Source organism: Enterobacter cloacae complex sp. R_G8 (assembly GCF_024599795.1).
GTDB lineage: Bacteria > Pseudomonadota > Gammaproteobacteria > Enterobacterales > Enterobacteriaceae > Enterobacter > Enterobacter dissolvens.
Genome location: NZ_CP102246.1, coordinates 1265397 through 1278540, shown reverse-complemented (window position 1 = coordinate 1278540; position 13144 = coordinate 1265397). Strand labels below are relative to the sequence as shown.

General features: G+C 60.2%; 15 protein-coding genes. 6 read left to right on the top strand and 9 right to left on the bottom strand.

Annotated elements, in window-relative coordinates; translation table 11 throughout:
* Nucleotides 1-6 precede the first annotated feature (6 nt).
* On the top strand, nucleotides 7-1431 hold the full coding sequence (locus tag NQ842_RS06130) for a 6-phospho-beta-glucosidase (protein ID WP_257256623.1): 1425 nt from the start codon (nucleotides 7-9) through the stop codon (nucleotides 1429-1431).
* 54 nt (nucleotides 1432-1485) lie between these two features.
* On the opposite strand, the gene hycI is transcribed toward NQ842_RS06130, so the two are convergent.
* From hycI to hycA, 9 genes are all read right to left on the bottom strand, one after another.
* On the bottom strand, nucleotides 1486-1947 hold the full coding sequence (gene hycI, locus NQ842_RS06125; RefSeq protein WP_257256622.1) for a hydrogenase maturation peptidase HycI: 462 nt from the start codon (nucleotides 1945-1947) through the stop codon (nucleotides 1486-1488).
* A complete protein-coding gene (locus NQ842_RS06120) occupies nucleotides 1940-2350 on the bottom strand; it encodes a formate hydrogenlyase maturation HycH family protein (RefSeq protein WP_014833049.1) in 411 nt (136 codons plus the stop codon). The genes hycI and NQ842_RS06120 overlap by 8 nt, the downstream gene beginning before the upstream one ends.
* Nucleotides 2347-3114 (bottom strand): NADH-quinone oxidoreductase subunit B family protein, encoded by a 768-nt coding sequence (locus NQ842_RS06115; protein WP_257256621.1) that lies wholly within the window; start codon nucleotides 3112-3114, stop codon nucleotides 2347-2349. Before NQ842_RS06115 ends, NQ842_RS06120 begins: the two co-directional genes overlap by 4 nt.
* Nucleotides 3114-3656 carry a formate hydrogenlyase complex iron-sulfur subunit gene (locus NQ842_RS06110; RefSeq protein WP_257256620.1) on the bottom strand — a complete coding sequence of 181 codons (543 nt, stop codon included), beginning with the start codon at nucleotides 3654-3656 and terminating at the stop codon, nucleotides 3114-3116. Before NQ842_RS06110 ends, NQ842_RS06115 begins: the two co-directional genes overlap by 1 nt.
* A 9-nt stretch (nucleotides 3657-3665) precedes the next feature.
* The gene (locus NQ842_RS06105) at nucleotides 3666-5375 is read right to left on the bottom strand and encodes an NADH-quinone oxidoreductase subunit C (RefSeq protein ID WP_257256619.1); all 1710 of its coding nucleotides are present in this window, start codon (nucleotides 5373-5375) and stop codon (nucleotides 3666-3668) included.
* Nucleotides 5376-5390: 15 nt separating this feature from the next.
* Nucleotides 5391-6314: a respiratory chain complex I subunit 1 family protein gene (locus tag NQ842_RS06100; RefSeq protein WP_125365679.1), complete on the bottom strand. Its 924-nt coding sequence runs from the start codon at nucleotides 6312-6314 to the stop codon at nucleotides 5391-5393.
* A gap of 1 nt (nucleotide 6315) precedes the next feature.
* On the bottom strand, nucleotides 6316-8130 hold the full coding sequence (gene hycC / locus NQ842_RS06095; protein WP_257256618.1) for a formate hydrogenlyase subunit 3: 1815 nt from the start codon (nucleotides 8128-8130) through the stop codon (nucleotides 6316-6318).
* Nucleotides 8127-8735, bottom strand: coding sequence for a 4Fe-4S dicluster domain-containing protein (locus NQ842_RS06090; protein WP_125365683.1), 609 nt, complete (start codon nucleotides 8733-8735; stop codon nucleotides 8127-8129). The genes hycC and NQ842_RS06090 overlap by 4 nt, the downstream gene beginning before the upstream one ends.
* 70 nt (nucleotides 8736-8805) lie before the next feature.
* Nucleotides 8806-9270 carry a formate hydrogenlyase regulator HycA gene (gene hycA, locus NQ842_RS06085; protein ID WP_013098469.1) on the bottom strand — a complete coding sequence of 155 codons (465 nt, stop codon included), beginning with the start codon at nucleotides 9268-9270 and terminating at the stop codon, nucleotides 8806-8808.
* Nucleotides 9271-9480: 210 nt separating this feature from the next.
* Here hycA and hypA point away from each other — a divergent pair, with 210 nt between their 5' ends.
* Genes hypA through hypE form a run of 5 tightly spaced genes read left to right on the top strand, consistent with a single transcriptional unit; the run spans nucleotide 9481 to nucleotide 13092 of the window.
* Nucleotides 9481-9831 (top strand): hydrogenase maturation nickel metallochaperone HypA, encoded by a 351-nt coding sequence (gene hypA, locus NQ842_RS06080; RefSeq protein WP_014833056.1) that lies wholly within the window; start codon nucleotides 9481-9483, stop codon nucleotides 9829-9831.
* Between the two features lie 3 nt (nucleotides 9832-9834).
* Nucleotides 9835-10698, top strand: a complete 864-nt coding sequence (gene hypB / locus NQ842_RS06075; protein WP_014833057.1) for a hydrogenase nickel incorporation protein HypB — start codon at nucleotides 9835-9837, stop codon at nucleotides 10696-10698.
* Nucleotides 10689-10961 carry a HypC/HybG/HupF family hydrogenase formation chaperone gene (locus tag NQ842_RS06070; protein WP_050861369.1) on the top strand — a complete coding sequence of 91 codons (273 nt, stop codon included), beginning with the start codon at nucleotides 10689-10691 and terminating at the stop codon, nucleotides 10959-10961. Before hypB ends, NQ842_RS06070 begins: the two co-directional genes overlap by 10 nt.
* Before the next feature lie 2 nt (nucleotides 10962-10963).
* Complete coding sequence (gene hypD, locus NQ842_RS06065; protein WP_125365687.1) at nucleotides 10964-12085, top strand: hydrogenase formation protein HypD; 1122 nt, start codon at nucleotides 10964-10966, stop codon at nucleotides 12083-12085.
* Nucleotides 12082-13092, top strand: coding sequence for a hydrogenase expression/formation protein HypE (hypE, locus tag NQ842_RS06060; protein ID WP_014833060.1), 1011 nt, complete (start codon nucleotides 12082-12084; stop codon nucleotides 13090-13092). The genes hypD and hypE overlap by 4 nt, the downstream gene beginning before the upstream one ends.
* Nucleotides 13093-13144: the final 52 nt, after the last annotated feature.

Genomic DNA, 13144 nt, shown 5'->3' with positions numbered 1-13144 from the left:
GTAGAAATGTCTGTTTTTCCAGATGGATTTTTATGGGGCGGCGCGCTTGCCGCCAACCAGAGCGAAGGCGCTTACCGTGAAGGCGGCAAAGGGCTGACCACGGTCGACATGATCCCCCACGGCGCAAACCGCCTGGCGGTGAAGCTTGGTAAGGAAAAGCGTTTTTCGCTGCGTGACGACGAGTTTTACCCAAGCCACGAGGCGATTGATTTTTACCATCGCTACAAAGAGGACATCGCCCTGATGGCGGAGATGGGCTTTACGGTGTTCCGCACCTCGATTGCCTGGAGCCGCCTCTACCCGAACGGCGACGAGCCGCTGCCGAACAAAGAGGGCATTGCCTTCTATCGCGCGGTGTTTGAAGAGTGCAAAAAGTACAACATTGAGCCACTGGTCACCCTGTGCCACTTCGACGTGCCGATGCATCTGGTGACGGAGTACGGCTCCTGGCGCAACCGCAAGATGGTCGATTTCTTTGCCCGCTACGCCCGCACCTGTTTCGAAGAATTTAACGGCCTGGTGAAATACTGGCTCACCTTCAACGAGATCAACATCATGCTGCACAGCCCGTTCTCCGGTGCGGGGCTGGTGTTTGAAGAAGGTGAAAACGAAGATCAGGTGAAATACCAGGCCGCGCACCACGAGCTGGTCGCAAGCGCGCTGGCGACCAAAATCGCCCACGAGGTCAACCCGGAAAACCAGGTCGGCTGCATGCTGGCGGGCGGGAATTTCTACCCTTACTCCTGCAAGCCGGAAGACGTCTGGATGGCGCTGGAAAAAGATCGCGAGAACCTGTTCTTTATCGATGTGCAGGCGCGCGGCAGCTATCCGGCCTACTCCGCCCGCGTGTTCCGCGAAAAAGGGGTGGTGATTGTCAAAGATCCGGGCGACGACGAACTGCTGAAAAACACCGTCGATTTTGTGTCGTTCAGCTATTACGCTTCGCGCTGCGCGTCGGCCGATATGAACGCGAACAATACCAATGCGGCGAACATCGTCAAATCCCTGCGCAACCCGCATATTCAGGTGAGCGAATGGGGCTGGGGCATCGATCCGCTCGGCCTGCGCATCACCATGAACATGATGTACGACCGCTATCAGAAACCGCTGTTCCTTGTGGAAAACGGCCTCGGCGCAAAAGATGTCATTGATGAAAACGGCGAAATTAACGATGACTACCGTATCAGCTATCTGCGCGAGCATATCCGCGCGATGGGCGATGCCATTGAAGACGGCGTGCCGCTGATGGGCTATACCACCTGGGGCTGCATTGACCTGGTGGCGGCCTCAACGGGCGAAATGAGCAAGCGCTACGGGTTTGTCTATGTTGACCGCGACGATGCCGGAAACGGCACGCTGGAGCGCAAACGCAAGAAATCGTTCTGGTGGTATAAGAAGGTGATTGCGAGTAACGGAGGGGATCTGGCGTAGGCTGTTGCCCTCACCCTCTCCCACAGGGAGAGGGGACAAAAAACACCCTCTCCCCTATGGGGAGAGGGGTTCAAACCCACCCTCTCCAGCCCACCCCGCAAGCCGTGAATAGACTACTTCCACCGCGGCTTTCACCGGTGGCGTCATCGGGTAATAAAATCCGACAATGTCCGGCTGAATGCCCAAAAACAGCACTTCGCCAACATCCTCTTTGATCTGATCCACCAGATAGTTAAGCGGCATATTATGCGTGGTCATCATGAACATGTCGGCAATGTCGTCCGGGTCGATCAGGCGGATTTCCCCCGGGTTCAGCCCCATATCCGTAGCATCGACAATCAACAGCCGATCAGGGTGCAGTTCGCGGATGGCCACCACGTCATTTTCCGGCGCGCTGCCGCCGTCAATCACCACCCAGTTGCCCTGCGGGTTCGCGGCACACATCTCTGCCAGCAGTGGGCCTGCGCCGTCGTCGCCCATCATGCTGTTGCCGACACACAGTAAAACGTCAGTCACGTAATCTCCTCACCATCAGGTAGATGGCACTTTCCTGATGAATGTCATGCAGCATGCTGAGCAGCGTTTTGCTCCACGCCTGCTGTTCGGGGGTTTGCCGTTTCAGCGCCGCGTCAAACGCGTTCGCCAGCATCGCAATATGGTTGGCGTCGATAACGATCTCACCGTACTTCGGTACCCCTTCCATTTTGCGCCGCGCCGTACTGCCCTCCTCCAGCGTGGCGATCCACGCCAGATAGTCGGACCACGGGCAGCTCAGCGCCGCCTCCAGGCAGTCGATCACCCCGAGGTGATGCCCAATCGCCAGGCTGTAATAGACCACCTGCTGCGCCGCGTCCGGCGTGGCATCGTTCTCATCAATAAATTTACGGCTCAGCTGGCTGAACACCACCGTCTCACTCATCGGATACGCGCCTCATCCACAATGCTGTTCAGGTTCGCCACAATCTCATTGAGACGCGGGTCGTTTTCCGCCTCCAGCCAGCGCGCCACCTGGTGCTCACCCTGGCTCAGCAGGCGCAGATAATCGTCGGCAATCTGACGGCCATAGCGATAGCCCGCCAGCCTGCGCGCCGTGCGGTCGACCTTCACCCGCAGCGGCTGCACCATCTCCGGGTGCAGGATCATCGCAGGCTGATTATCGGGTTCACCCGGTTCACGGGCGTGAATTTTCTGCTCCAGCAGGCCGAGCGCCATGGCAAAGCCGTACAGCGTAGCCGCAGGCGTTGGCGGACACCCTGGAATGTAGACGTCCACCGGCACGATTTTGTCGGTGCCGCCCCACACGCAGTAGAGGTCGTGGAAGATGCCGCCGCTGTTACCGCACGCCCCGTAGGAGATACAGATTTTCGGATCGGGCGCAGACTGCCAGGCACGCAGCGCGGGCGAGCGCATGGCGCGGGTGACGGCCCCGGTGAACAGCAGAATGTCGGCATGACGCGGAGACGGCACCACTTTGATGCCGAAGCGTTCAGCGTCAAACAGCGGCGACAGCGTGGCAAAGATCTCAATCTCGCAGCCGTTGCAGCCGCCGCAGTCCACGCGGTAAACGTAGGCCGAGCGTTTGATTTTTTTCAGCAGCGACGCTTTCATGCTGGCGATGGACTCCTCCACCGTCATCGGCACCGGAATGCCCCGCTCGTCGCGCGGGCCGAGTAAGTTTTCCATCAGCTGGCCTCTCTCATATGACGGGTGATATCGATGCGGTCGGACGGCAGCAGGCATTTCTGCCGTTTGCATTCCGGGCAGGTTTCAAAGCTTTCGCGATGATACTCCGCGCGGGCATCGCCGTTGTGCTTCAGCAGCGCGATGGCATAGTCGATCTCTTTTTGCACGGCGAACGGACGTTTGCAGACGCGGCAGTTGCACAGGTCAAAACGCGACTGCTGCAAAAAATCCTCTTTCTTCCACACCGCCAGCTCGTACGCCTGAGACAGACGAATGGCGACCGTCGGGCAAACCTCTTCGCAGCGGCCGCAGAAGATGCAGCGTCCGAGGTTAAACTGCCAGGCCAGTTCGCCGGTTTTCAGATCTGTTTCCACCGTCAGGGCATTCGACGGACAGGCGTTGACGCAGGCCGCACAGCCGATGCACTGCTGCGGGTTGTGCTCGGGCTTGCCGCGAAAGTTTTTATCCACCGGCATCGGCTCCAGCGGGTAGCGGCTGGTGGGCGTGCCGGTTTTGATCACTTTTTTGATAAAGGTAAACATGACGAGTCCTTATTTCAGCGGCGAGTTCTTACGCTCGATGCTGTAGCGCTCAAGCTCTTTGTACGGCACCACCTGGCTTTTCTTCTTGCGCACGTCCACCACGGTCATGCGGTCGGTGCAGGAGTAGCACGGGTCGAGGCTGCCGATGATCAGCGGCGCGTCGGAGACCGTGTTGCCACGCAGCATATAGCGCAGGGTTGGCCAGTTGGCGTAGGTCGCCGCGCGGCAGCGCCAGCGGTAAAGCTTCTGGTTGTCGCCGGTCATGCTCCAGTGGATGTCGTCCCCGCGCGGCGCTTCAGCAAAGCCGAGGGCAAAGCGGTTCGGGATGTAGGTAAAGCCTTCCACCATCAGCGGGCCGCCCGGCAGGTTATCGAGCCCAAAGTCGATCATATTCAGCGCGGTGAAGACCTCGTTGATGCGCACCTTCAGGCGGGAGATGACGTCGCAGCCCTGTTCACTGTGCACGGTCATTGGCAGCAGGCCGTAACCGACAAACGGGTGATCGGCGCGGGTATCGCGAGCGTGACCGCTGGCGCGCACCATCGGGCCGACGTTGCTGAAGTCGCGGGCGATCGCCGGATCAAGGCGACCGATCCCGACGGTACGTTGCTCGATGTTAGGCGTGCTGAGCAGCATATCCACCAGCTCCTTCACGTCGCGACGCATCTGCTGTGCCAGCTGGCGGGTCTGGATCATGTCGTTTTTAAGCAGGTCACGGCGGATCCCGCCGATCAGGTTCAGACCGTAGGTTTTACGCGCCCCGGTGAGGATCTCCGCCATCTTCATCGACGCCTCGCGCACGCGGAAGAACTGCATAAACCCGGAGTCGAAACCGACGAAGTGACAGGCCAGGCCGAGGTTCAGCAGGTGCGAGTGCAGACGTTCCACTTCCAGCAAAATGGCGCGGATCATCTGCGCGCGCTCCGGCACCACGATCCCCATGCCGTTTTCCACCGAGGTGGTGTAGGCGGTGCTGTGGGCGAAGCCGCAGATGCCGCACACGCGGTCAGAGAGGAACGTCACCTCGTTATAGCCCATCCGGGTTTCCGCCAGCTTTTCCATGCCGCGATGGACGTAGAACAGGCGGTAGTCGGCGTCGATAATGTTTTCACCGTCAACAAACAGGCGGAAATGGCCCGGCTCATCAGAGGTGACGTGCAGCGGACCAATCGGCACCACGTTATTCTTTTTGTTGCCGAGCTCATTAATGAACTCGTAGGTTTCGCTGTCGGTGGTCGGGGCCGGACGCTGGCGGTAGTCCATGCTGTCCTTGCGCAGCGGATACAGTTCGTCCGGCCAGTCGTCCGGCAGCACCAGGCGGCGTTCATCCGGCAGCCCCACCGGCACGAGGCCGTACATGTCGCGCACTTCGCGCTCGCCCCAGACGGCGGCAGGCACACGCGGCGTGACGGACGGGTACTCCGGTTTATTCGGGTCGACTTCCACGCGCACGGTAAGCCAGCATTTTTCGCCCTGCTCCATCGACATCACGTAGTACACCGCGTAATTGCCGCACAGCTGACGCTCGTCATTACCGAACAGCACCGACAGCCAGCCGCCCTGCTGGTAGTAAAGAAACTCCACCACTTCCGGCAGATAGTTCACCTTAATGGTGACGGTTACCTGGTCTTTGGTCTGCCATCCTTCCTCCAGCACAACACCCGGAAAAGCCTGATGCAACGCGGCGAGATACTGCTGACCTTTTTTTTCTTCAGACATAAATACTCTCTTTAATCACGCCACCAGCAAGGAGACGAACGCTAAAAATGCAAAACCAAAACCGGCCCAGGTGATGCGCGAGGTCGCGACAAAGCGCAGACGCGCCATGCTGTTTTCAAACAGGGCAATCACCAGCACGCCAACCAGCAGCTTGAGCGCGGCAACCACCACGGCCAGGATCAGGCCGCCTGCTGAGAAGTGCGTCATCTGCCCCCATGGGAAGAAGACGCCAACAAACATCTGCAGGACCACCAGTTGCTTAAGGCTGATGCCCCACTTGAGCACCGCGAAGCCGTAGCCGCTGTACTCGGTGAGCGGCCCTTCCTGTAGCTCCTGCTCGGCTTCCGCGAGGTCAAACGGCAGTTTGCCCATCTCAATAAAGGTGGCGAAGGCGCAGGCGCACAGGGCCAGAAGCAGCGGAAGGGAGCGGGCCACCGGCCAGTGGTAAACGGTGTGGGTGATGAAGCTGATATGGGTGGAACCCGCGACCTGCGCGGCCACCCATAGCCCCAGCAGCAGGATCGGCTCGACCAGCACGCCCAGCATCGCCTCGCGGCTGGCGCCGATACCGGTAAACGGGCTGCCGGTATCCAGGCCCGCAATAGCAAAGAAGAAGCGGGCGATGGCGAAGAGGTAAATCAGCGTAATCAGATCCCCAAGTGCTGGCAGCGGTGCCCCCACCGTCACCACCGGCAGCGCGGTGGCGATGGTCAGCATCACGCCGACCATCACAAACGGCGTGAGGCGGAAGACCCAGCCTGCGGCATCCGGCGCCACGCTCTGGCGGGAGAGCAGCTTGAAGAGATCGCGGTACTCCTGGAGCACGCCTGGCCCGCGACGGTTGTGCATCCGGGCGCGCGCCACGCGCGTGATGCCCGACAGCAGTGGCGCAACGGCGAACAGCACCAGCGCCTGAAGTATTGCCAGTAACAGACTCATGTCAGGCTCCTCGTGAAATCACAATCACCACCAGCACCGCCAGCTCGATCAGCGCCAGACGGCGGAACAGCACAGGTACGGCGGCGCTCTGCCAGCCCGGCATCCAGCCCACCGGGTTCAGCCAGTGGCGCAACTTCAGCACGGCAGCGAAGTTCTCTTTCACCGGCATGGCAAAACCGTGGGCGGTGATCACCATCGATTGTTCGTGTTCGTAGCCACAGGCCCAGGCCGCCCCGCGCGAGCGGGAGGCGAGTCGGTCGCGCCTGAAGAACAGCATCAGCACAAACGGCAGCAGCGGTGCGGCAATCAGCAGCAGCGCCATCATCGGCTGGGAGACGGTGGTATGGGCGGTGGTCAGCGGCAGTGGAATGGCGTTACCCAGCAGCGGCAGCAGCCATGGGGCGGCGACCCCGCCCGCGATGCAGCACAGCGCCAGCGCGACCACGCAAGCACCCATCAACACTGGCGCGCAGCAGGCGTTTTCCGCTTCCCGCGTGCGCGGTGCGCCGAGGAAGGTGACGCCGTAGACTTTTGCCATACACATCACCGCCAGCGCCCCGGTTATCGCCAGGCCAACCGCCAGCAGCGGGCCGAGCAGTCGGGCGATAAAGGCGTCGCTCTGACCGAGCGCGAAGAAGGACTGGTAGATCACCCACTCGCCCGCGAAGCCGTTCAGCGGCGGCAACGCGGCCATCGCCATCAGCCCGACCAGCATGGCGAGAGAAATCACCGGCATCTTTTTGCCGATACCGCCGAGTTTTTCGATATCCCGATGACCGGTGCGGAACCAGACGCTTCCCGCGCCCAGGAACAAGGTGCTTTTGAACAGGCTGTGGTTAACAAGGTGATACAGCCCCCCGATAAACCCGGCGGCGATCAGCGCCGGTTGATTGAGTCCCAGCCCGGTCACGCCTGCGCCGATGCCGAGCAGGATAATGCCGATATTTTCCAGGGTGTGGTACGCCAGCAGACGCTGAATATTGTGCTCCATCAGCGCATACAGACCACCGACAAAAGCGGTAACCATACCGGCGATAAGCAGCGCGACACCCCACCACAGCGGCGGCTGGCCGCCGGTCAGGGTGATCGTCAGCATGCCGAACAGACCGACCTTCATGACCACGGTGGAAAACAGCGCGGCAGCGGGCGCTGAAGCATTCGCGTGCGCCTGCGGCACCCAGCCGTGCAGCGGGATAATCCCGGCCAGCAGGCCAAAGCCCACCACGCCCAGCAGCCAGACGTCATTTCCCAGCGGCTGACCGTTAAGCGCTGCGAAGTCAAGCGTGCCGAAACGTTGCCACACCAGCCAGCAGGCCAGCGCCAGCAGCAGCGTGCCGAGGCGCCCCAGCGCAAACCACAGTTTGACGGAGGCGCTACACCCCGTCAGGAACACGCCGCAGAGCGCCATGATCTCCGCCATCACCACCAGCGCGCCGAGGTTGCTGGCGATAACGGTACAGACCGCCGTCGCCAGCAGCAGGTTGACCAGCAGACCATTGGCTCTGGTGTGTGGATGGCGGTGCCAGTCGATATTGAACAGGCTGATAAACAGCCCGCACAGGCCAAAGGTGATAAGCCAGATGGCGTTCAGCGGCGTAAGCGCCACGGTGTGGCGGATCAGCGGCATCACCGCCTGCGCGGATTGTCCACCAAGCAGTACCACCCCGCCCGCCGCCAGCGTCATCAGGCTTCCGACCGCTCCGCCGATCCCGGCGATCCAGCCGCTCAGGGTTTTATGGAATGACAGAAGCCACGCCAGCACAGCGGCGGCGGCAAAGTACGCCACCGCGCTGGTAATCATCGTAACCGCGTTCATTTCGCCCCCTCATTAAGCGCCTGAAGCAGAGAAAGATCGCCCATATCGCTGTTGATGGTCAGCTCGCGCTTGCGCTTGCTGGTACGGGCGATGTCACGAATGTTGACCAGAATCAGCGCTTTGGTCGGGCAGGTGCGCACGCAGGCCGGGCCCTGTTCATCGAAGCTGCACAGGTCGCACTTCACCGCCACCGCACGCACGCCGGGCACCCAGTCGAGCAGCGTGCTCACCCGTGCCGGAGCCGGTGGCGCAGGCGGCGCTTTTGGGGTGTTGGCATTCGCCGGAATATGCAGCGGACGGCTGCCGGAAAATTCAATCGCACCGAACGGGCAGGCTATACCGCACAGCTTGCAGCTCACGCACAGGCTTTCGTTTAACTGTACCGCGCCGTCAACGCGGGTGATGGCATTCACCGGGCAGACACCCGCGCACGGCGCATCTTCACAGTGGTGGCAGAGCTGCGGGGCAGACTCTTTTTCATTACGCATGACGCGCAGTCGCGGCATGGACTGGAGCCCGTGCAGGCGGTGCGTTTCCGAACAGGCCGCCTCACAGGTTCGACAGCCAATACAGACCGTCGAGTCAGCAATTACAAAACGGTTCACCGGGTCATCCTCTGGTGATAGTCATTTTTGACGAAAAACTGTCATGTCGACACTTTTCGACACGTGATGATCAGGCCACGTCCGCTGAGGCGTGTTCATCCATCAGCTGCTTCAGGTTGACCGGGAGATCGTGTTCAACGGCGGTGTACAGACCGTTATAAACCGGCGCGATTTTTTCCAGATAGTGCTCAAGCACCTGCTGGCGATCGCGGTTGCTGACGTGACCGTCCACCATGCCGTCGGCCATCAGTTGCGCCTTTGCAATACACTGTTTTTCACCCTCTTTTGTCTCGACGTAGTACTCAATGGTGTGGCTGTTGAAGGTGTCAGCCAGGGTGACGTAAATCGTGAAATGGCCGAACAAAACAAAGCGCATATCCCCCTGCGCCGCACAGCTCATGGCGTGGTGAAGACGGGCTTTGGAGAGGGTGATGCCCTGGACCAGTGAGTTGCAGTAAAGGTGCCACTGGTCCTGTAACTGCTGGTGACGCTGCGCGATGTAATCCGCTTTTTCGCTAATTTCCCAAATAGTCATAGAAGGTATCCGGTTAATGGAGATAGCGGCTGTTAAGCAGATTCCATGCCAGTTTTTAATATATTGATATTTAATGGATTTAATTCAAAACAGGCTGTCAATGTGAGGGTGTCGACGTGTCATTTCGACAGCGTTGACATCGTCACCCCCTAACCAAAACCAGGCTGGCACTGTTATTGCATTAACGGGGCAATTCATTAAGGAGGCGTCATGCACGAAATCACCCTCTGCCAGCGGGCACTGGAACTCATCGAACAGCAGGCAGCGCAAAACCACGCGACGCGCGTGACCGGCGTCTGGCTGAAAGTCGGGGCCTTTTCCTGCGTCGAAACCAGCGCCCTCACCTTCTGTTTTGAGCTGGTGTGCCGCGGCACACTGGCGGAAGGCTGCGAACTTCATATTGAAGAGCAGCAGGCGGAGTGCTGGTGCGAGCAGTGTCAGCAGTACGTCACCCTGCTGTCGTCGAAGGTCCAGCGCTGCCCACAGTGTCAGCACACCGGCCTTCGCATCGTGGCGGATGACGGGATGCAGATCCAACGCCTTGAAATCGAGAAGGAGTAAAGTATGTGTAGTACCTGCGGTTGCGCCGAAGGCAACCTGTATATCGAAGGGGATGAACACCGTCCTCACTCCGCGTTTCGCTCCGCCCCCTTTACCCCCGCACCGCGTCCGGCAGCGGCACTCACCGGCATTCGCTTTGCGCCTCAACGCTCCGATGAGGGCGATCTTCATTACGGCCACGGCGAGGCGGGTACCCATGCGCCGGGCATGAGCCAGCGCCAGATGCTGGACGTGGAAATCAACGTACTCGATAAAAACAACCAGATCGCCGCCCGCAACCGCGCCCGGTTTGCCGCACGTCAACAGCTGGTACTGAATCTCGTCTCCAGCCCCGGCTCCGGCAAAACCACGCTGCTGACGGAAACGCTCAAACGCCTGAACGAACGCATCTCCTGCGCGGTAATCGAAGGCGATCAGCAAACGGTCAACGATGCCGCGCGCATTCGTGAAACCGGCACCCCGGCGATTCAGGTCAACACCGGTAAAGGCTGCCATCTGGATGCGCAGATGATTGCCGATGCCGCGCCGCGTCTGCCGCTGGCGGATAACGGCATTCTGTTTATCGAAAACGTCGGCAATCTGGTCTGCCCGGCGAGCTTCGATCTCGGGGAGCGGCATAAAGTGGCGGTCCTCTCGGTGACCGAAGGAGAAGACAAGCCGCTCAAATATCCGCATATGTTTGCCGCCGCGTCGCTGATGCTGCTGAACAAAGTCGACCTGCTGCCGTACCTGAATTTCGACGTGGATAAATGCCTGGCTTATGCCCGTGAAGTGAACCCGGACATTGCGATCCTGCTGGTCTCCGCCACGCGCGGCGACGGCATGGAGCACTGGCTGAACTGGCTGGAGAGTGAACGATGTGCATAGGCGTCCCCGGACAAATCCATTCCATTGACGGAAACCAGGCCAAAGTGGCGGTCTGCGGCATATTGCGCGACGTGGATTTAACCCTGGTGGGCAGCACCGATGAGACGGGCGTCTCGCGCCTTGGGCAGTGGGTGCTGGTACACGTGGGGTTTGCCATGAGCGTGATTAATGAAGCGGAAGCGCGCGACACGCTGGATGCCTTGCAGAACATGTTCGACGTCGAACCGGACGTCGGCGCGCTGCTGTACGGCGAGGAACGGTAATTATGCGTTACGTTGATGAATACCGTGCGCCTGAGCAGGTGATGCAGCTTATCGGTCATCTGAAAACGCGGGCCGCCCTGCTGGAGTATACGGCGCAAAAACCGCTGCGGATCATGGAAGTCTGCGGCGGGCACACCCATGCCATTTTCAAATTTGGCCTCGACCAGCTGCTGCCGGACAACATTGAGTTTATCCACGGCCCGGGCTGCCCGGTATGCGTGCTGCCCATGGGGCGCATCGACAGCTGTATTGAGATAGCCAGCCAGCCTGACGTCATTTTCTGTACCTTTGGCGACGCAATGCGCGTGCCGGGAAAAACGGGTTCGCTGTTACAGGCCAAAGCGCGAGGTGCGGACATCCGGATCGTGTACTCGCCGATGGACGCCCTGAAGCTTGCAACCGATAACCCGGACCGCAAGGTGGTATTTTTCGGGCTGGGTTTTGAGACCACTATGCCCGCCACGGCAATTACCCTGCAGCAGGCCAAACGCAGCAACGTCACCAATTTTTTCTTTTTCTGCCAGCACATTACGCTTATCCCGACGCTGCGTAGCCTGCTGGAAGAGCCGGACAACGGCATTGACGCGTTTCTGGCGCCGGGCCATGTGAGCATGGTGATTGGTACCGACGCTTACGGCTTTATCGCTGACGATTACCATCGCCCCTTAGTTGTCGCTGGTTTCGAACCTCTTGATCTACTGCAAGGCGTCACCATGCTGGTTGAGCAGAAAATAGCAGCCCTGAGCGCGGTGGAAAATCAGTACCGCCGCGTGGTGCCGGATGCCGGAAATGAACGGGCGCAGCAGGCGATAGCTGACGTGTTTTGCGTTGAAGGCGACAGCGAGTGGCGCGGGCTGGGGTTGATTGCTGAATCTGGCGTGCGCCTGACGCCAGCCTACCGGTCGTTTGACGCAGAAACGCATTTCCGTCCACAGCCACAACAGGTTTGCGACGATCCCCGGGCCCGCTGCGGCGAGGTTCTGACAGGAAAATGCAAACCCCATCACTGCCCGTTATTTGGCAACACCTGTAACCCGCAAACGGCCTTTGGCGCGCTGATGGTCTCTTCCGAAGGGGCATGCGCCGCGTGGTACCAGTATCGCAACCAGGAGAGTGAAGCATGAAGACGGTTGAAATGGCGCACGGCAGCGGCGGTCTGGCGATGCAGCAGCTGATAAACCGGCTGTTTATGGAGGCCTTTGATAATCCCTGGCTCGCCGAGCAGGAAGACCAGGCCCGCATTGACCTCACTTCCCTCACCGCCCAGGGCGACAGGCTGGCCTTCTCAACCGACAGCTATGTGATTGACCCGCTGTTCTTCCCCGGCGGCGATATCGGCAAGCTGGCCGTCTGCGGTACCGCGAACGATGTCGCCGTCAGCGGTGCCATTCCGCGCTACCTCTCCTGCGGATTTATCCTTGAAGAAGGTTTGCCGATGGAGACGCTCGCGGCGGTGGTCAGCAGCATGGCGCACACCGCGCGTGAGGCAGGAATTGCCATCGTCACCGGCGATACCAAAGTGGTGCAGCGCGGCGCGGCGGACAAGCTCTTTATCAACACCGCCGGGATGGGGGCGATCCCCGCCGATATTCACTGGGGCGCGCAGCAGCTGGCCGTGGGCGACGTGCTGCTGGTCAGCGGCACGCTGGGCTGTCACGGGGCGACCATCCTTAACCTGCGCGAAGGGCTGGGGCTGGACGGGGAACTGCGCAGCGACTGCGCGGTGCTCACCCCGCTCATCCAGACGCTGCGTGCGATCCCCGGCGTGAAAGCCCTGCGCGATGCCACCCGTGGCGGCGTCAATGCCGTGGTGCATGAGTTCGCGGCCTGCTGCGGCTGCGGTATTGAACTTACTGAGCGCAACCTGCCCGTGAAGCCTGCGGTTCGTGGACTGTGCGAGCTGCTGGGGCTGGATCCGCTCAACTTTGCTAACGAAGGCAAGCTGGTGATAGGCGTTGAGCGCACCGCGGCCGAAGCCGTACTTGAACAGTTGCGGGCGCATCCGTCAGGAAAAGAGGCCGCAATCATTGGTGAGGTGGTTGAGCGCAAAGGGGTGCGCCTGGCCGGACTGTATGGCGTGAAGCGCACGCTGGAGCTGCCGCACGCGGAACCGTTACCCCGCATTTGCTAGAACCGCGCGAAAAGCGGTCGGCACGGAATTTATTTTTTTGCCCGTTTCTACT